This window comes from Bacillus sp. F2HM, from assembly GCF_019266135.1.
In the GTDB taxonomy this organism is placed as follows: domain Bacteria; phylum Bacillota; class Bacilli; order Bacillales; family Bacillaceae; genus Bacillus; species Bacillus safensis.
Genome location: NZ_LRMO01000025.1, coordinates 18,516 through 37,804 on the forward strand (window position 1 = coordinate 18,516; position 19,289 = coordinate 37,804).

The 19,289-nt window shown below is 42.2% G+C and carries 22 protein-coding genes; 21 read left to right on the forward strand and 1 reads right to left on the reverse strand.

Annotated elements, in window-relative coordinates:
• Nucleotides 1-70 precede the first annotated feature (70 nt).
• From AWT60_RS15595 to AWT60_RS15625, 7 genes are all read left to right on the forward strand, one after another.
• Complete coding sequence (locus tag AWT60_RS15595) at nt 71-1,153, forward strand: D-alanine--D-alanine ligase (RefSeq protein ID WP_041089190.1); 1,083 nt, start codon at nt 71-73, stop codon at nt 1,151-1,153.
• Nucleotides 1,154-1,233: 80 nt separating this feature from the next.
• Entirely contained in the window at nt 1,234-2,598 is a 1,365-nt protein-coding gene (locus tag AWT60_RS15600; RefSeq protein WP_041107467.1) for a UDP-N-acetylmuramoyl-tripeptide--D-alanyl-D-alanine ligase, read from the forward strand.
• Nucleotides 2,599-2,616: 18 nt separating this feature from the next.
• Nucleotides 2,617-3,309, forward strand: coding sequence for an alpha/beta hydrolase (locus AWT60_RS15605; RefSeq protein WP_041107465.1), 693 nt, complete (start codon nt 2,617-2,619; stop codon nt 3,307-3,309).
• 127 nt (nt 3,310-3,436) lie between these two features.
• On the forward strand, nt 3,437-3,775 hold the full coding sequence (locus tag AWT60_RS15610; RefSeq protein WP_046313963.1) for an avidin-fold protein: 339 nt from the start codon (nt 3,437-3,439) through the stop codon (nt 3,773-3,775).
• 165 nt (nt 3,776-3,940) lie between these two features.
• Entirely contained in the window at nt 3,941-5,440 is a 1,500-nt protein-coding gene (gene cshA / locus AWT60_RS15615; protein ID WP_034283956.1) for a degradosome RNA helicase CshA, read from the forward strand.
• Between the two features lie 114 nt (nt 5,441-5,554).
• On the forward strand, nt 5,555-6,034 hold the full coding sequence (locus AWT60_RS15620; RefSeq protein WP_024425383.1) for a PH domain-containing protein: 480 nt from the start codon (nt 5,555-5,557) through the stop codon (nt 6,032-6,034).
• Nucleotides 6,024-7,520: a PH domain-containing protein gene (locus tag AWT60_RS15625; RefSeq protein ID WP_218677438.1), complete on the forward strand. Its 1,497-nt coding sequence runs from the start codon at nt 6,024-6,026 to the stop codon at nt 7,518-7,520. Before AWT60_RS15620 ends, AWT60_RS15625 begins: the two co-directional genes overlap by 11 nt.
• 54 nt (nt 7,521-7,574) lie before the next feature.
• On the opposite strand, the gene AWT60_RS15630 is transcribed toward AWT60_RS15625, so the two are convergent.
• Nucleotides 7,575-8,180 carry a rhomboid family intramembrane serine protease gene (locus AWT60_RS15630; protein WP_041116754.1) on the reverse strand — a complete coding sequence of 202 codons (606 nt, stop codon included), beginning with the start codon at nt 8,178-8,180 and terminating at the stop codon, nt 7,575-7,577.
• Between the two features lie 94 nt (nt 8,181-8,274).
• Here AWT60_RS15630 and acpS point away from each other — a divergent pair, with 94 nt between their 5' ends.
• The 14 genes from acpS to AWT60_RS15700 all read left to right on the forward strand — a co-directional run bounded on the left by acpS (nt 8,275) and on the right by AWT60_RS15700 (nt 19,276).
• On the forward strand, nt 8,275-8,640 hold the full coding sequence (gene acpS / locus AWT60_RS15635; protein WP_163115575.1) for a holo-ACP synthase: 366 nt from the start codon (nt 8,275-8,277) through the stop codon (nt 8,638-8,640).
• Between the two features lie 160 nt (nt 8,641-8,800).
• Complete coding sequence (locus tag AWT60_RS15640) at nt 8,801-9,817, forward strand: outer membrane lipoprotein-sorting protein (protein ID WP_087975235.1); 1,017 nt, start codon at nt 8,801-8,803, stop codon at nt 9,815-9,817.
• Nucleotides 9,818-9,958: 141 nt separating this feature from the next.
• A complete protein-coding gene (gene alr, locus AWT60_RS15645; protein WP_218677439.1) occupies nt 9,959-11,140 on the forward strand; it encodes an alanine racemase in 1,182 nt (393 codons plus the stop codon).
• 294 nt (nt 11,141-11,434) lie between these two features.
• Complete coding sequence (locus AWT60_RS15650; protein WP_003214273.1) at nt 11,435-11,716, forward strand: hypothetical protein; 282 nt, start codon at nt 11,435-11,437, stop codon at nt 11,714-11,716.
• A gap of 4 nt (nt 11,717-11,720) precedes the next feature.
• Nucleotides 11,721-12,071: a type II toxin-antitoxin system endoribonuclease NdoA gene (ndoA, locus tag AWT60_RS15655; protein WP_024425388.1), complete on the forward strand. Its 351-nt coding sequence runs from the start codon at nt 11,721-11,723 to the stop codon at nt 12,069-12,071.
• 116 nt (nt 12,072-12,187) lie between these two features.
• The gene (locus tag AWT60_RS15660; protein ID WP_163115573.1) at nt 12,188-13,018 is read left to right on the forward strand and encodes an RsbT co-antagonist protein RsbRA; all 831 of its coding nucleotides are present in this window, start codon (nt 12,188-12,190) and stop codon (nt 13,016-13,018) included.
• Nucleotides 13,019-13,022: 4 nt separating this feature from the next.
• Nucleotides 13,023-13,391: an RsbT antagonist protein RsbS gene (gene rsbS / locus AWT60_RS15665; protein ID WP_003214235.1), complete on the forward strand. Its 369-nt coding sequence runs from the start codon at nt 13,023-13,025 to the stop codon at nt 13,389-13,391.
• A gap of 2 nt (nt 13,392-13,393) precedes the next feature.
• Nucleotides 13,394-13,795, forward strand: coding sequence for an anti-sigma regulatory factor (locus tag AWT60_RS15670; protein ID WP_024425390.1), 402 nt, complete (start codon nt 13,394-13,396; stop codon nt 13,793-13,795).
• 10 nt (nt 13,796-13,805) lie between these two features.
• Nucleotides 13,806-14,813: a PP2C family protein-serine/threonine phosphatase gene (locus AWT60_RS15675; protein ID WP_041107448.1), complete on the forward strand. Its 1,008-nt coding sequence runs from the start codon at nt 13,806-13,808 to the stop codon at nt 14,811-14,813.
• Nucleotides 14,814-14,872: 59 nt separating this feature from the next.
• Nucleotides 14,873-15,202: an anti-sigma factor antagonist gene (locus AWT60_RS15680; protein ID WP_024425392.1), complete on the forward strand. Its 330-nt coding sequence runs from the start codon at nt 14,873-14,875 to the stop codon at nt 15,200-15,202.
• Entirely contained in the window at nt 15,199-15,687 is a 489-nt protein-coding gene (gene rsbW / locus AWT60_RS15685; RefSeq protein ID WP_041107445.1) for an anti-sigma B factor RsbW, read from the forward strand. Before AWT60_RS15680 ends, rsbW begins: the two co-directional genes overlap by 4 nt.
• Nucleotides 15,653-16,441, forward strand: coding sequence for an RNA polymerase sigma factor SigB (sigB, locus tag AWT60_RS15690; RefSeq protein ID WP_024425394.1), 789 nt, complete (start codon nt 15,653-15,655; stop codon nt 16,439-16,441). Before rsbW ends, sigB begins: the two co-directional genes overlap by 35 nt.
• On the forward strand, nt 16,441-17,040 hold the full coding sequence (locus AWT60_RS15695) for a PP2C family serine/threonine-protein phosphatase (RefSeq protein WP_041107442.1): 600 nt from the start codon (nt 16,441-16,443) through the stop codon (nt 17,038-17,040). Before sigB ends, AWT60_RS15695 begins: the two co-directional genes overlap by 1 nt.
• A gap of 76 nt (nt 17,041-17,116) precedes the next feature.
• Nucleotides 17,117-19,276, forward strand: coding sequence for a Tex family protein (locus AWT60_RS15700; RefSeq protein WP_202739424.1), 2,160 nt, complete (start codon nt 17,117-17,119; stop codon nt 19,274-19,276).
• The last annotated feature ends 13 nt before the right edge of the window (nt 19,277-19,289 follow it).

Genomic DNA, 19,289 nt, shown 5'->3' on the forward strand with positions numbered 1-19,289 from the left:
AATTAATTAGAGCATTTTTGCTTGAAAGTGATAAGATAGTAAAGATGAATTTTAGTGGGGGGAGTATCCATTGAAAATAAGTTTAGGATTGATTTACGGCGGAAAGTCAGCCGAACATAATGTATCACTGCAAACAGCCCTTGCAGTTACAAAAGCACTTAACACTGAGAAGTTCGATATACATCCAATTTATATTACAGAAGAGGGTGAATGGTTAAGAGGGGAAAAACTCACTGAACCAGTATCAAACGTCAAAATGCTTCAATTTGAACAGAACGCAAAGACGTTTTTACCAACTTCTTTAAATGAAAGCATGTTTCCACAGCCAGCATCGGCTGATGAGAAAATTGATGTTGTCTTCCCGTTGCTGCACGGACCAAATGGAGAAGATGGCACAATGCAAGGATTACTTGAGCTGTTAAATATCCCGTATGTCGGCAACGGCGTTCTCGCGTCTGCTGCGGGTATGGATAAAGTCATGATGAAAGATGTTTTTGCACAAGCAGGACTTGCACAAGCAAAGCACCTTTCTTTCAATAAAAAAGACTATGAGAAAGCGACACCAGACAGCTTAGAACAGGTGGAACAAGTACTTGGCTATCCATGCTTTGTGAAACCTGCCAACATGGGGTCGAGTGTTGGAATTAGCAAATGCCGCAGCAAAGAAGAACTGCAGACTGCATTTGACCTCGCTTTCCAATATGATCGTCGTGTGGTCGTAGAAGAAGGCGTCGTTGGAAGAGAAATCGAGATTGGTGTATTAGGCAACGATGAGCCGAAATGCTCTGTTGTTGGTGAGATTGCACCTAAAACAGATTTTTATGATTACAAAGCAAAATATGAAGATGGCGATACAGATTTGATCATTCCTGCGAGTGTGTCAGAGGATGAATATAAGACGATTCATGACATGGCGATTAAGGCATTTAAAGCCCTTGATGGATCTGGTCTCGTACGTGCAGACTTCTTCCTTACAGAAAAAGGTGAAGTGTTGATCAATGAAGTGAATACAATGCCTGGATTCACACCTTTTAGTATGTTCCCATTACTTTGGAAACACACTGGTGTAGAGTATCCAGAGTTGATTGAAAAGCTGGTGTCACTTGCAATTGAACGCCATCAAGAAAAACAAACCATTAAAACAACTTTTTAATGTGAGCAGCAAGCAGACACTATCCTTAGGTAGTGTCTCTTTTCCTTCAAACGTGAAATGAGAAAGAGAGGCGAAAAATCATGATCAAACGTACAGTGAAACAAATCGCCCAAATGGCTGGTGGAACCCTATCTAATCAAGCTTTTGGCGAAGAGCAGATTCACGGAGTGACAACAGATACACGAAAAGTATCAAACGGCGCCCTGTTTATCCCGCTTATCGGAGAACATTTTAACGGTCACACATTTGCTTCAAAAGCAGTGGAGCTAGGAGCCTCAGCTGTTCTTTGGAATCAAAAAGAAGCCAATCCGCCAGAAGGCGTTCCAGTAATTCTTGTAGAGGATACACTAGCTGCGCTTCAACAGCTGGCGAAATCATACTTAAAAGAAGAAAACCCTCGTGTTGTCGGTATTACAGGAAGTAATGGGAAAACCACAACGAAAGACATGATTCATTCCGTCTTGCAAACAGCGTATCAAGTTCATAAAACAGACGGTAACTTTAATAATCATATCGGTCTTCCGCTCACCATTCTTGCAATGCCAGAAGGAACCGATATTGCGGTTTTGGAGATGGGCATGAGTGCAAAAGGCGAAATCGAATTTTTATCAGACCTCGCTGAGCCGGATGCAGCAGTCATCACAAATATCGGGGAATCTCATATGCAAGATTTAGGATCAAGAGAAGCCATTGCTGATGCAAAATGTGAGATCGTAAAAGGCTTAAAAGAAGACGGCATCTTTTATTACTTAGGTGATGAGCCTTTGCTTCGCGAAAGAGCAAGTTCACTCTCTCAGCGTGTAAAAACCTTTGGAGAAGCAGAGGACTGTGATATCAAGGTAACGCACATCAACCAGCTTGCAGAAGGAACAGAATTTCAGGTCGAAGGGTATGCCCAAGGTTTTCTCATTCCTGTATTAGGGAAACATAATGTGAAGAATGCACTTGCTGCTATTGCTATAGGCCAGCATTTTGGGCTGAATGAAAGACAAATTGCCCAAGGACTGATGCAAACGAAATTGACGGGGATGCGTCTTGAGCTGTTTAAAACAGACAAAGGAATCACTGTCATTAATGATGCGTATAATGCAAGTCCTACTTCTATGAAAGCAGCTATTGATCTTGTAGGGGATATGGACGGCTTCGCCAATCGTATTCTTGTACTTGGAGATATGCTCGAAATGGGCAGTGAAGAAGAAATGTATCATTATGAACTTGGCCGTTACATCAAGCCGGAATTTATTGATCATGTTATGACGTATGGCCGTCTAGGTGCATTCATTGCTGAAGGAGCGAAAAAATCATTCGGAGCTGAGCACGTATTCTCCTTTATGGACAAAGAGGACCTGAAGAAAAAACTAGCTGAAGTGGCAGGGCCTGACGATGTTGTGCTTGTCAAAGCCTCACGCGGTATGAAATTGGAAGAAGTCATTACTGCACTATAAAAGTGAGAAGGTGACAGAATGATTGGCTGTTTATGTATCCACGGTTTTACGGGTGCCCCTTATGAAGTAGAACCGCTGGCGCAATATTTAAAACAGACGGCAGATTGGGAAGTGCAGTCTGTCACGCTTCCGGGGCATGGGGATGAGCTTCAGTTAAAAGGCATTCTTTATCAAGAATGGATAGCGACAGCTGAACTCGAACTTCTATCCCTTTATCGAACTTGTGACACCGTGTATTTGATTGGCTTTTCTATGGGCGGAATGATTGCTTCTTACTTAGCAGCGAAGTACCCAGTTGCCCGTCTCGTCCTATTAAGTGCTGCGGCTAAATATGTGAACCCAAAACAAATGATGCAAGACACAAGGCAGATGGTAAAGGAGTCCCTGTCTGGGTTAATTGATACAAACCCTTTGTATGATCGATATCGTCATAAGCTCACAAGCACGCCGCTGTCAGCTGCGATAGAATTTATGAAGCTGGTAAAGCAAACGAAGAATTCGCTTGAGAAGCTTCATCTGCCTGTGTTAATTGTTCAAGGGGAAAGCGACGGAATTGTGCCCGCTTCAAGTGCAGAATTTATTTATCATAAAGTCCCGTCTCGCCAGAAAGAAATGTTTTATTTGCCCGATTGTAAACATCATGTTTGTCATGAGCCATGTGCCCAGCAATTGTTTGAGAAAGTAGAACATTTTCTAAAAAAAGCAATTTAATATATAGAAAAGCTAAAATGTGGCTAAACTAATATAAATTGAATCCCACTTGTTAAAATTTGCATCATTTTTGTCGAATGAGTGACAGGCATATGGTACAATAGGAAAGAAAAGGTGGTTGATTCGGTTGTTTCAATATGACGGAAAAACCTTTATCCCGCAATCTAATTCGAGTAACGGAGAAGTATCAGCAGGAACCATATTTCAATATCGTCAGGACGGGAATATATTAACGGGCACATATCAAGGCGGCAGTATTATATCTGGCGTACTTGTAGGAACTGTGAATGAGGATGGAACACTTCATTTTAGATACCACCATGTAAGCAAGGACGGCAGTATGAGAAGCGGGACTTGCAATTCCACTCCAAAGCAGCTGGATAACGGAAAAATTCAACTGTTTGAAAAGTGGAAATGGATGGACGGAGATCAAAGTGAAGGTGAATCTGTCATTGTAGAACAGTAGATATATCCATTTCTGTCTTGTTGAAAAACAAATAGTGTAATGGTAAGATATAAGGTAGGGTAATTCGGGCTTTGTATATAATGGACCTGTCCTTTCAGAAAAGGGCAGTTTTTAATGATCATTCACGAGATTACTGAAACAGCAATTAGAAGGAGTTTGAATAAATTGACTATAACGTTTCAAGATTTTCAATTAAGCGAAAGTCTCATGAAGGCTATTAACCGCATGGGATTTGAAGAAGCAACACCGATTCAAGCAGAAACGATTCCTCTCGGTCTTCAAAATAAAGATGTCATCGGACAAGCACAAACAGGAACAGGAAAAACTGCAGCATTTGGTATTCCTCTGGTTGAAAAAATCGACCCAGCGTCTCCAAATATCCAAGCGATTATTATTGCGCCAACAAGAGAATTAGCGATTCAAGTATCTGAAGAGCTATATAAAATCGGCCAAGACAAGCGTGCACGCGTACTTCCTATTTACGGTGGACAAGATATCGGCCGTCAAATCCGTTCGCTCAAGAAAAATCCTCATATCATCGTAGGGACTCCAGGACGTTTACTCGATCACATTAACCGTCGTACAATGCGTCTTCAAAACGTTGAAACAGTTGTGCTAGATGAAGCAGACGAAATGCTAAACATGGGTTTCATCGAAGACATTGAAGCGATCCTTTCAAATGTACCAAGTGAACACCAAACACTTTTATTCTCTGCGACAATGCCTGCACCAATTAAGCGCATTGCAGAGCGTTTCATGACAAACCCAGAACACGTGAAAGTAAAAGCGAAAGAAATGACTGTATCTAACATCCAACAGTTCTATTTGGATATTCACGAACGCAAAAAGTTTGATACATTGACTCGTCTTCTTGACATTCAATCACCTGAGCTTTCAATTGTCTTCGGCCGTACGAAACGCCGTGTTGACGAATTGACTGAAGCACTTAACCTTAGAGGTTATACAGCTGAAGGAATTCATGGTGACCTGACTCAAGCAAAACGTATGGTTGCGCTTCGTAAATTCAAAGAGGGTTCAATCGATGTGCTTGTCGCAACAGACGTTGCAGCACGTGGACTTGATATCTCAGGCGTAACACACGTGTATAACTTTGACGTACCGCAAGATCCAGAAAGCTACGTGCACCGTATTGGACGTACAGGACGTGCTGGACGTACAGGTATGGCGATGACATTCATCACACCACGTGAAAAAGATATGCTTCGTGCGATTGAGCAAACGACTAAACGTAAAATGGATCGTATGAAAGAACCTACACTAGATGAGGCGATTGAAGGACAACAGCAAGTAACAGTTGACCGTCTACGAACAATCATCAGTGAAAACAACTTGAACTTCTACATGACAGCTGCTGCTGAATTGTTGGAAGATCATGATTCTGTAACAGTGGTTGCAGCTGCGATCAAAATGATGACAAAAGAGCCGGATGCAACGCCTGTTCGTTTAACAGATGAAGCACCGATGATTTCTAAACGTCATCGTAACAACCGCAGCTCTTCTAAACGCAGAGACGGCGGCGGTGGCGGAGGCTACCGTGGAAAAGGTAAGAACACCCGTTCATCTTATGGTGATAAAAAGCGTTCTTCAAATGACCGCAATCGTTCTTCTAATGATCGTCGTCAAAAGAAATCTTATAACAACTAACATACAAGAGCGAATCCTTTGCAGGGTTCGCTTTTTTTAACAGGCTGAAATTGAAACTTTTTAGGCTTTGTTACGTAATATATTGATAGAAAAGTAAGAGAATGGGGGAAGAATGTGAGAAAACAGCCGCAACGTCAAATTAGTTTAAATGGTTTAAAGGTATGGCGTCTTCAAAATGGAATTATCTCATTGATTTTCTTACTCATCATCATTGGGGTATTTGTTGCTAGCTACTATTTTCAATGGCCATATTGGATTGGAGCGATCCTTTCTGGTTTATGGGTCTTACAGGTCATTTTTGGCATTTGGCTCATACCAAAAATCCGCCACCACATCTGGCGCTACGAAGTATTCGAAAATGAAATTGAAATACAGCATGGACTCATTCGCGTCACACGTGTCATTGTGCCAATGGTTCGTGTTCAGCATGTTGATACATCTCAAGGGCCGCTTTTAAGGCGCTACCGTTTGGCATCTGTTCAAATTTCGACTGCTGCCACAGTTCATGATATACCAGCGCTAGAATTAGAAGAGGCAGATGAGCTTCGTGATTACATATCTCGTTTAGCAAGGGTGACGGAAGATGATGTCTGAACCAAAACGTGTACATCCCATTTCGATGTTCATTGATTTTATAGCAGATGCTGTATCCATGATCAAAAACTTCATTATCCCTTTTTTCGTGTTGATTTTTGTGAACTCGAATTCGAGCATTCGCTTTTATGCATTTATCATTCTTGGTGTGCTTCTTTTGTGGAAAGCCGTTTTTACCATTTTAGAATGGAGACGATTCACTTACCGGATGGAAGACGATGAATTTCGTGTGGAATCGGGTGTGATTACGAAAAAGAAAAAATATATCTCGTTAGAACGAATTCAAACGGTTAATACAAGTGAAGGCATTTTTCAGCGGATTTTCGGTTTAGTGCGGGTTCAAATCGAAACGGCAGGCGGAACGGATGGTCCAGAAGTGAGCCTGACCGCGATTACAAAAGCAGAAGCGGAACAATTAAAGCAGTCGATTTTCAACCGGAAGAAAAGCTTGCAGGAAGAAGAAATGACGGATGAAGCAGGTGTTCTGCCTGGCCATTTGACTGCGCAAAAACCTATGCAGGAAGAAATCAATGTCTCCTATCGTATGGGTGTGCCAGAATTGCTTTTGGCTGCGACCACTTCAAGCGGTATTGGTGTCATTATCTCCGGGTGTCTCGCCATCTACACGCAAATAGATGAAATTCTCCCTTTGGACGGGTTCTTCAAGCAGTTCTCTTTTTTAAGTCATGCGAGCATTGAAATCTATGCGATTTTAATATTTCTTGCCGTATTGATCGCTTGGATCCTGAGTGTTGGGGTAACAGCACTTCAGTATGCAAATTTTGCTGCAAAACGAAAAGGGAATGACATCATCATTACAAGAGGGCTCATCGAGAGACATCAAATGACCATTCCACTTGCGAGAATTCAAGCAGTGAAAATCAAAGAGAATATGATCCGTGAGCCTTTTGGTTTTGCGACGGTGATGCTTGTTAGTGCAGGAGGTTCAATGACAGAGAAAGAAACCTCTTCCGTCTTATTTCCGCTCATTCGGAAGAAAAAAATAAATGAATTGCTGTCACAATTCACCGATCATTATCATGTAGCACCAGAAACAGAGCTGAAAAAAGTGCCAAAACGTTCACTCAAACGCTACCTGATCTCATATGGTTTTGTGCCGTTACTTGTAGGTGTCATCCTGTCGGTACGCTTTCCGCCATGGGGATATTTGGGACTCATTCCGTTACCACTAGCTCTATTCTTTGGCTATTTAGCTTATGAACAATCAGGATATACAATCAAAGATTCATTGATTCAAATGACATCAAGAGGCATTGGCAAGACCACTGGCATTGTCTTGAGAAAACGAATGCAAAACTATACGATGACGCAATCTTTTTTCCAAAAGAAAGGCCGGGTCGCAAGTATTCATACCTTTGTGAAATCCTCTGCGCTGCTTGATTCCTTTGGTGTGCATCACCTTGAGGAAGAAGATGCGGCACGTGTATTTGATTGGTATTCGTATGAAAAAAATCAATCGTCTTAAACGAAAAATGTCGATCAGCTCCTGCTTGAGGAGTGATCGACATTTTTTATGAGATCAATAGCGTCTTTTTTTCGAATGGAAAAGCAGCGTAATCGGTGCTAGAATCATACCGCCGATCAATCCAAATAAGTGAGCCATGATATTGATGTTCGAATTGACGAACGTCATGATGACAGAAACAGCAAGAATCGTTAAAATCACTTGTGAATTTCCGCGGTCCATCATGTGCGGTTTAAACAGGACAAGGTATAGATAAACACCAAACAAACCGAAGATCGCACCAGAAGCGCCAACGTGTACATACTCTAAAGGCTCCACCCAATAGGTTCCGAGATTGCCAATGAATCCTGCACCAAGATAAATGATCAGAAATCGAACCTTCCCAAGCAAATGTTCAAGCGCTGGGGCGAATAAGAAAAGGGACATGGAATTAAATAAAATATGCGTGAGACTTCCGTGAAGAAAAATAGGTGTGACGAGCCGCCACCATTCTCCAGCCGCTACACCATAATTGAAACCGACGAGATGATCCTGTCCAAGCTGTATAATAGGGATAGGAACCGCAAATATAAGCCACAGGCCAATTTGTAAAGCAAGGATCGCTGTTACGATTGGATACGATCTAATAAATTGTTGAAAGCTCTCCGTTCGAATAAACATAACAAACCCCTTTTGACTAGATAATGGTAAGTTTATAGTAACACGTTTATGAAGCGAACACTCAAATTAGTACGAGTATCATAGGAGGTACCTCATGATCAAAGGAATAGGCATTGATATTGTAGAGATCGACCGTCTTTCGCGAGTGCTCAGCAGACAGCCTCGTTTACCGGAACGAATTTTGACTTTAAGTGAACAGGACGTCTTTCGTACACTCAATGAAAAAAGACAGCTGGAATTTTTGGCAGGGCGTTTTGCGGCAAAGGAAGCTTTCGCTAAAGCATATGGAACAGGAATCGGTCAGCATTTAAGCTTTCATGACATAGACATTCAAAAAGACGTTAAGGGAAAACCCTTCATCAAAAGCAAGAAAGCAGAGGGAGATCAGGTTCATGTGTCCATTACCCATACAAAGGAATATGCTGCTGCACAAGTTTTAATTGAAAGGTTGTCAAGCTAGTCTGCATATTGTTTGTCCCCCCTTCATATATTGGGTAGTGCGATAAGGAAGGGCGAGTTGCTAACAGGCTTTGATGGTTCGCGGTACGCAATTAACTCTTGAGGCGTACTGTTAAAGTCAAACAAGCGGTTTCTTCCTTTTAACACAATTAACGAAGGGGTTGAAAAGGGTGAGAAAAAGCTTTGTTTTGCTTGTAACGGGAATCCTTTTTGTACTGATTCTCTCCGCATGCGGTCAAAAATCTCAGCAGGATATCGTTGGAGATTTAAACAAAAAGGCAGAGGAAATGACATCATACAAAGCCAAAGCAAAAATGACCATTGAGACAGGAAATGACCCGCAGGAGTACCAGGTAGAAATTTGGTACAAAAAGCCGGAGCTTTACCGTGTCTATTTAGAAAATCCGAAAAAGGATCAGAGTCAAGTCATTTTAAGAAATGGCAATGGTGTGTTTGTGCTGACACCTTCATTGAACAAGAGCTTCCGTTTCCATAGTGATTGGCCGAATAATAGCAGTCAGGTCTATTTATTCGAATCACTTGTGAAGGATATTAAAAATGACAGCGCAGCTCAGTTCAAAGCGAAAGAGTCAAAGTATGTGTTCGAAACGAAGACCAATTATCAGCACAACCAAATGCTGCCTACCCAAGAGATTACCTTTCATAAGAAAACAATGGCGCCTGCCAGTGTGAAAGTGCTGGATAGCGACAAAAAGCCAATGGTGAAAGTGGAATTCTCTCACTTTGAATTCAATAAATCTTTTGACAAAGATGCATTTGATGAGAAGAAAAACATGACACTCTCTCAAATGGATGTTGCCACAAGTGCAGACCCATCTGACAGCTTTGCGGTGAAAACACCAGTTGATATGCCAGAAGGCGTGAAGAAGATGGAAGAGAAAGAAATGACGACAGATGCTGGGAAGCGTTATGTGATTACGTACGGCGGCAAGAAATCCTTCACACTCATTCAGGAAAAAGCGCGAGTAGCTGAAGCGTCTACGCCTGTCACGATGAACGGCGAGCCGGTCGATCTTGGTATGACAGTAGGGGTTCTGACAGATCAATCCCTCTCATGGACATCTGACGGAGTTGACTACTTAATTTCCTCAAGTGATCTATCGAAAGAAGAGCTTTTGATGGTCGCAAAGAGTGTAGAAGGCCAGTCAGCTAAATAAATGAAGTTCTCAGGCGGAAAGCCTTAATAAATGAAGCATCAGCCCTGTGCAAGGGCTGATTTTCTTTGATTTGTTTCACATTATTCTTGATTTTTAGTATCATATGAAGGGATTGAATCATTCAATAGGGAAGTGTGACTGATGGACACAAATGCCTTTTATAGAGACACATGGGCAGAAATTAATTTAACAGCAATCAAGCACAATGTTTCACATATGAAAGATCATATCGGTCAAAATGTTCAATTGATGGCTGTTGTGAAAGCCAATGCATATGGACATGGAGATATAGAAGTGGCAAGAGCTGCACTCAAAGAAGGAGCAGACTTGTTAGCTGTAGCCTTTTTAGATGAGGCCATTTCTTTAAGAAATCAAGGCATTAAAGCACCGATTCTTGTACTTGGCGCAGTACCGCCGGAGTATGTCAAAACCGCTGTTCGATACAATGTGATCATGACTGCTTACTCCATAGAGTGGCTGAGGGAAGTCGCCCACATGGTGAAAGGGCAGATGGGACAACCCATTCGTTTTCATTTGAAAATAGACAGCGGAATGAACCGTTTAGGTGTGAAAACGTTGGAGCAAGTCAGCGAAGTAAAGAAGCTCGTCAGCGAGCATACTTATTTACAGCTGGAAGGAGTATTTACTCACTTTGCGACCGCGGATGAAAAGGATGAGAACTATTTTGATCGGCAGGTTGACACCTTTCAAACCCTGCTTCAGCCGCTTCATACGGAAAAGCTGCTCGTTCATTGTGCCAATAGTGCAGCGGGTTTAAGGTTTAAAGAAGTGTTGTTTAATATGGTTCGCTTCGGCATCAGTATGTACGGGCTGTCACCATCAGAGGAAATCAAAGATGAACTTCCTTTCAAGCTGGAAGAAGCCATGTCTCTTCATACAAAGCTTGCCCATGTGAAGCTTATTCAAAAGGGTGAGAGTGTCAGCTATGGGGCGACGTATACAGCTAATCAAGATACATGGATCGGTACGGTACCAGTCGGCTATGCAGACGGGTGGATCCGGAAGCTGGCAGGCACGGAAGTACTTGTTGGCGGAAAGCGCCGGAAGATTGCCGGAAGGGTATGTATGGATCAATTCATGGTTGAACTGAAAGAGAACCTTCCAGCAGGGGAGCCAGTCGTTTTGATTGGTGGACAAGGTGAAGAAATGGTATCAGTCGATGAAATTGCAAAAAGGCTTGAAACCATTAACTATGAAGTCACTTGCTCCATCGGCCATCGCGTCCCAAGAGTATATATAGAGGACGGCAAAAGGGTGCATGTGCGAAATCCGCTGCTTCAAGGCGGGTCAAGCTTTTTCTAAGCAGCTTTCACAGGAACGATCGTCAAACTGACATCGTTCCTTTTTATTCGACAAAAAAGGGGTAAACATTCTCCCTTTTTTAGAGATTTTGGAAATACCGTATGATTTTCGGAAAAAAGCGTATAATGTGAAAGAGGAACTCCATTATCATCTTTGATTTACGGGTGAACAGCCGCTTCATGTTCTAATAAGAAATCATGAAAAAACAGCTTTGCTTGCGCATTGAATAATGGTATGATTAGTCTTGGAATGGATCGAAACGGTATCCGTAAGTTTTGTGGAGGTGTATGTTTTTTGTCTGAATCCAGCGCAACAAACGAAATGAAGATTCGACTACCGGAGGCTTTGATGTCTGAAATCGAACGAGTAGCAGAGCAGGATAAGGTAACAAGAAATGAATTGATCTACCGAGCGACAAAAACGTATATTCGTGAACGTAATATTCGACAAAATCGTGAATCGATGAGACGCGGCTACATGGAGATGGCGAAAATTAATCTGAATATCTCTTCAGAGGCACAATACGCAGAATTTGAGGCTGAGAATACAGTTGAGCGATTAGTCAGCGGGGGTTAAACATTTGATTGTTAAACGCGGTGATGTTTACTTTGCTGATTTATCTCCTGTTGTTGGCTCCGAGCAGGGCGGGGTTCGCCCAGTATTGGTGATTCAAAATGACATTGGAAATCGCTTCAGCCCGACTGCTATCGTTGCAGCCATAACAGCCCAAATACAAAAAGCGAAATTACCGACTCACGTCGAAATTGATGCAAAGCGCTACGGCTTTGAACGAGATTCTGTCATTCTCTTGGAGCAGATTCGTACAATCGATAAACAAAGATTGACAGATAAAATCACACATCTTGATGATGAGATGATGGAGAAGGTTGATGAAGCCTTACAAGTGAGTTTGGCTCTTATTGATTTTTAATATGGTGAGATTTGGTTGCTCTCTTGGGAGCAACTTTTTTTGTGTTCAATTTTTATTAACGTTATAATGAAGAAAGACTAAAAAGAAGTGCTGTTAATGTACGTAGGGGGTAAAACATGTCGAATCATATCGTGTTAGCTTTTGCAAGAGAGCATCGAGAGGAATTACAAAAAGAGTGGACGGACATTTTTAGACGACTCGGAGAAAAGGAAACGGACATGATGCTGAACGACAATATGTATGAAACCATCTGTTCGGAATATGTTCATTTAATCATTACATCTCTTTCAGAAGGGTATGCTGAAGATTTTGAAGAAAAAGTCCAAACTTTTGCTTTAAAAATTGTTCAAATGGGTATATCACTTAAGTTGCTGGCAAATGGTCTAACAGAAATCCGTACTCATTTATATCAAAAAATGAACGATGACAAAAATACAACAGAAGAAAGTCATGACCTCATCTGGCAAATTGATCGATTCATCACACCTATTCATAACGAGATCTTAAACCAGTATTCCATCTCATGGGAGAAAACAGTCAACCTTCAAAAAATCGCGCTGCAGGAACTTTCTGCCCCGCTGATCCCAGTATTTGAGCACATTACCGTCATGCCGCTTGTTGGAACAATTGACACAGAACGTGCCAAAAAAATTATGGAGAATCTGCTCAACGGTGTCGTCAAACATCGCTCACAAGTCGTCTTAATTGATATTACGGGTGTACCTGTCGTTGACACAATGGTGGCCCATCATATCATTCAAGCATCAGAGGCTGTGAGATTAGTAGGTGCGAAGTGCTTGCTTGTCGGTATTCGTCCAGAAATAGCCCAAACCATTGTGAACCTTGGAATTGATTTATCTCAAGTTACAACAAAGAATACCCTTCAAAAAGGAATTCAAACTGCTTTGGAAATGACAAATCGAAAAATTGTTTCATTGGAGGGATAACCCAGTGAGAAATCACCCGAAGATTCCAATCTTAAAACTATATAACTGTCTTCTGATTTCGATACAGTGGGAGCTTGATGATCAAACAGCTCTCCACTTTCAAGAAGACTTGCTGAATAAAATTCATGAAACAGGAGCAAACGGTGTTGTCATTGACCTTACATCCGTTGACATGATTGATTCCTTTATTGCAAAGGTATTAGGTGATGTGATCACGATGTCCAAGCTCATGGGAGCAAAAGTTGTATTAACAGGAATACAGCCGGCAGTCGCTGTGACGCTGATTGAACTTGGAATATCGCTTGAAGAAATTCAGACAGCACTAGATCTTGAACAAGGGCTTGAGACACTGAAGCGGGAATTGGGGGAATAGATATGAAAGACCAATCCTGTGTAAGAATATTGACGGAATGGGACATAGTCGCAGCAAGACAACTGGGGCGCAATGTTGCAAAAGAACTTGGATTTGGAACAGTTGACCAAGCAAGAATTACGACGGCCATTTCAGAATTAGCTCGAAACATCTATTTATACGCTGGTAAAGGTCAGATTTGTATAGATGAAGTGATGGAGCGCGGAAAGCGTGGACTCAAAGTCATCGCAGCCGATGAGGGGCCAGGTATCATGGATATACGTAAAGTAATGGAAGACGGATTTTCAACATCAGGCGGGCTCGGAGCAGGTCTTCCGGGCGTCAGACGACTGATGGATGAATTTAAATTAGATTCTGCACCAGAACAAGGAACGGAGATACAAGCTGTTAAGTGGCTTCGCTAGGAGGGAAACCATGGATTTTAAGGAGGTAATGGAGCAGCGGTACCATCAGCTGCTCAGTCGTTATATCAGTGATTTAACTGAAACATCGCTTTATCAAGCTCAAAAATTTAGCCGTAAAACCATTGAGCATCAAATACCTCCTGAAGAAATAGTGAGTGTTCACCGAAAAGTGATTCAGGAGCTTTACCCTGATTTGCCGGAAGATGTTTTTCATTCACTAGACTTCTTAATTGAAGTCATGATTGGGTACGGACTTGCCTACCAAGAACATTTAACACTCAGAGGCATCCAGCAAGAAATAAAATCTGAAATCGAAATTGCTGCAAATGTTCAGCAAACCCTTCTGGAAACGAAAATTCCAGAAGGAGATACCTTTGATATTGGTGCGATTAGTGTACCGGCAAAACAGATGAGTGGAGATTATTACCACTTTGTGACGGATCACGATACAATCAATATCGCGATCGCAGATGTCATTGGAAAGGGAATCCCGGCTGCGCTCTGTATGTCGATGATTAAATATGCGATGGATTCCTTGCCAGAGTCAGGGAGCGGCCCAACAAAGGTGCTGAAAACACTGAATCGTGTAGTCGAGCAAAACGTAGACCCAAGTATGTTTATCACGATGTTTTATGGCAGCTATAATAAAGAAACGCATGAGTTTAAATACGCATCGGCTGGTCATGAGCCGGGCTTTTTCTATTGCAAAAAAGAGAACACATTTTACGATTTAGACGCAAAAGGGCTTGTCCTTGGAATCGCACCAGACTTTGACTACAGACAGTATGAGAAGCATTTGGACGTAGGAGACATGGTGATCTTATTCTCTGATGGGGTCACAGAATCCAAGTCAGAGGATGGTTTCTTAGAGCGGGAGGACATCAAAACACTCATATCAGAGCACCTATCCTATTCAGCTCAAGAAATGGTGGATGCCATCTACGCCAGCTTACTCAAACTGCAGGATTTTCAGCTGCATGATGACTTTACTTTACTTGTTCTCAAAAGAAAGGTTTAGAAAGTGAACATGCGGGTATATAAAACTTTAGGAAACAAGAATTTCGAGGTGAATGCATAATGAATATGTCTGTAAAAGAGCATCAAATAGATCAAAAAACGAAAATCAGTGTCAGCGGAGAAATTGATGTGTACTCCGCTCCTGAGCTAAGAGAAACGCTCATGCCTAAAGCTGAGGCGGGAGAGCATCTTGAAATCTGTTTAAAGGATGTTACGTATATGGATAGCACAGGTTTAGGTGTATTCGTTGGGCTGTTTAAAGCGGCTCAAAAAGCAGGTGGCACATTAAAGCTTGAGAACTTGTCAGAACGGCTTGTAAGGTTGTTTGAAATCACTGGATTAAAGGACATCATTGACATTTCTGCAAAGTCAGAGGGTGGGGTACAATGAACGAATCAGTAGATCGAATCGAGATGAAAATACCGGCAAAACCAGAATATGTAGGCATCATTCGCTTGACTCTGTCAGGCGTAGCGAGCCGGATGGGCTATGCCTATGAAGAGATTGAGGACTTAAAAATTGCCGTCAGTGAGGCCTGTACAAATGCAGTTCAGCATGCCTACAAAGGTGAAGACGGCGAAGATGGAGAGGTGGCTGTTCGCTTTCTTGTCTACGAGGATCGTCTAGAAATCATTGTCGCTGACAAAGGCGGTAGCTTTGACTTTAAGCAAAAACAGGAAGACCTCGGACCGTACACATCTGCTCATACGGTGGATCAATTGGCAGAAGGAGGTCTTGGTTTATACTTAATGCAAACATTGATGGATGAAGTCGAGGTGCAAGCAAACTCCGGAGTTACCGTGGCGATGACAAAGTTTTTAAACAGGGAGCGAGTTGACCATGACACAACCATCCAAAACTATGAAACTAACTAAAGATGAAGTAGACCGCCTCATCCAAAGCTATCAAACCAATCAAGACGAGCAGGCACAGCTCACGCTGGTCGAATGCTATACAAACTTGGTTGATATGCTGGCGAAAAAATATTCTAAAGGAAAAAGCTTTCATGAGGACCTTAGACAAGTTGGAATGATAGGTTTACTTGGCGCCATTAAACGATACGACCCGCTCGTCGGTAAATCATTTGAAGCCTTTGCCATTCCAACCATCATCGGGGAAATCAAACGCTTTTTACGAGATAAGACATGGAGTGTCCATGTACCAAGGCGGATCAAAGAGCTTGGACCAAGAATTAAAATGGCAGTCGATCATTTGACAACAGAGACACAGAAGTCACCTAAAGTCCAAGAAATTGCAGAATACCTAGATGTAACAGAAGAAGAAGTACTTGAAACCATGGAGATGGGCAAAAGCTATCAAGCACTGTCTGTTGACCAAGGCGTAGAGGCTGATTCTGAAGGAAGTACTGTGACGATTTTAGACGTTGTGGGCTCACAGGAAGAGGGCTACGAACGTGTGAACCAAAAATTGATGCTTGAGAGTGTGCTTCATGTGCTGTCGGATAGAGAAAAAGAGATTATCAATCTGACTTACTTGCAAAATAAGAGTCAGAAAGAGACAGGCGATTTACTTGGTATATCCCAAATGCATGTATCAAGACTGCAGCGGAAGGCAGTGAAAAAACTGCGAGATGCATTATCAGAAGATGCGTCTATGGAGCTAGGGTAATGAAACAGATTGAACAGCATGAGCATGTAAAAGCCATTATCTATCAATCGAATAAAGAAGGGAAGTCATGCTGCGGGGACAGTTTTTTTATTAAAGCAGATGATGAAGAACTAATTTGTGCTGTAGCAGACGGATTAGGCAGCGGCCAGTACGCCAATGAATCATCTTCTTTAGTCAGCGAAATTGTCGAAGAATATGGACATGAGGATGTGGCGACCCTCATCGACAGATGCAATCAGGCCATGAAAAATAAACGCGGGGCCACTGTGGCCATATTAAAGGTGAATTTTTCCCAGCAGCAATTTACCTATTGTTCGGTTGGTAATATTCGGTTTATCTTGAATGCACCTTCTGGCGATTATATTTATCCATTTCCGACATCAGGATACTTATCAGGGAAACCTAGAAAATATAAAACATACTCCTATCCCTACGAAAAAGGATCGATATTCATTATGTATTCAGACGGACTGAATGTGCCAAACATGCGCATGTGTTTAAAGCATGGACATTCAGTTGAAGACATTGCCAAACAGCTTGAAACATACACACAAGAAAAAAAGGACGATCTCACCTATGTACTTGGTCAGCTCACGTAAAATAGCTGACCTTTTTTCTGTTTTGCCGGTTTTTTTGATACACTAAAAGAGAAGACACAGTGAGAGGATGCAAAGTATGAAGACATCTGACTTTTTATTGAAACAAATTGCGACAGAATTAAAGCTTTCAACAAAACAAATTGAAAGTGTGATCAAGCTTTTAGAGGATGGCAACACCGTCCCGTTTATTGCCCGTTATCGGAAAGAGCAGACAGGCTCACTGGATGAGGTGCAAATTCAGACCATTTCAGAGCGCTATACATATATCCAAAATGTCACGAACCGAAAAGAAGAAGTCATTCGCTTAATTGCTGAACAAGACAAACTAACCGATGAATTAAAACAGAAAATTGAACAAGCTCATAAACTGCAAGAGGTCGAAGATTTATACCGGCCATTCAAACAAAAGCGCAAAACAAAGGCGAATGTAGCCAAAGCAAAAGGGCTGGAGCCGCTGGCGGAATATTTACTCACGCTGCCAAGCGATCAGATCGAGAAGAAAGCAGCTGCTTTTATTAACGAAGAAAAAGAAGTGACAAATGTAGAAGAGGCACTTGAAGGTGCGCAGCACATCATTGCTGAACAGCTGGCAGATGATCCTGATATGCGAAAATGGATTCGCAGTGAAACGTACCAAAAGGGCAGTCTGGTCACATCAGGAAAAGATGTCGAAAGCGATGAGAAAAACGTCTATGAAATGTATTATGATTATCAAGAGCCAATCAAAAAGATTGTTCCGCACCGTGTACTAGCGGTCAACCGCGGGGAGAAAGAAGGCATTTTAAAAGCAGCCATCGAACCACCTGCTGAAAATATTCGCTTCTATCTCGACAAACAAGTTCTTAAAGGCAAACAGACGACGGCGAGACCGTTTATTGAAGCGGCAATCGATGATGCGTATAAACGCCTCATTCAGCCTTCCATCGAACGAGAAATACGAAAAGAGCTGACAGAAAAAGCAGAGGAACAAGCAATTCATATTTTTGCTGAAAACTTAAGAAAACTGCTGCTTCAGCCGCCAATGAAAGGGAAACGTGTACTTGGAGTCGACCCCGCATTTCGGACAGGCTGTAAATTAGCTGTCGTGGATGATACAGGCAAAGTCCATCATATTGGCGTTATTTACCCGCATCCGCCCGTGCAGAAAAAAGCGGAAGCGAAACAAAAAGTGAAAGAGATCATTCAATCATCAAACATCGAAGTCATTGCGATTGGAAACGGAACAGCCTCAAGAGAGACAGAACAATTCATTGCAGACTTGATTCAAGAACTAAATCAGCCGGTGTCTTATTTGATTGTGAATGAAGCAGGAGCAAGTGTTTACTCCGCATCAGCACTTGCGCGAGAAGAGTTTCCAGATCTGCAAGTCGAAGAACGAAGCGCCATCTCAATCGCTAGAAGATTACAAGATCCTTTAGCAGAGCTTGTGAAAATTGATCCGAAGTCTGTTGGTGTGGGCCAATACCAGCATGACGTCAGCCAGAAGCAATTAAACAGCTCGTTAACCTTTGTGGTAGAAACAGTCGTCAACCAAGTCGGTGTAAACGTCAATACCGCCTCACAGGCGCTGCTGCAATATGTATCAGGCCTTTCAAAAGCTGTCGCGGGGAATATCATCAAGCGCCGCGAAGAGATTGGGAGATTCACAAGCAGAAAAGAATTGAAGGATATCCCAAGGCTCGGAGCTAAGACATATGAGCAGTGTATCGGCTTCCTTCGCATTACAGATGGACAAGACCCGCTTGATCGTACAGGTATTCACCCTGAGAGCTATAAAGAAACAAAACAGTTTTTACGCATGATTAACATGACGCCAGACGACCTTGGCACAGAGCAGTTAAAAGAGAAAATTGCTGAGGTTAAACTGGACAAAGCAGCCCAGCAGCTAGACATTGGGACAATTACACTTCAAGATATCATTGATCAGCTGACAAGACCTGAGCGTGATCCGCGGGATGAAGTACCAAAGCCGCTGCTCAAAACAGATGTGTTGAAATTGGAAGACTTGAAGCAAGGAATGGAGCTGCAAGGAACAGTAAGAAACGTTGTAGACTTCGGCGCATTTGTTGATATTGGCGTAAAGCAGGATGGGCTTGTGCATATTTCCAAGCTAAGCAACCGTTTTGTGAAGCATCCGCTTGATGTTGTATCAGTTGGTGACATTGTGACCGTATGGGTGGACTCTGTTGACCAGGCAAAAGGTCGTGTTGCCCTCTCCATGCTGAAACCAGAGTAAACAAAAAAACGAG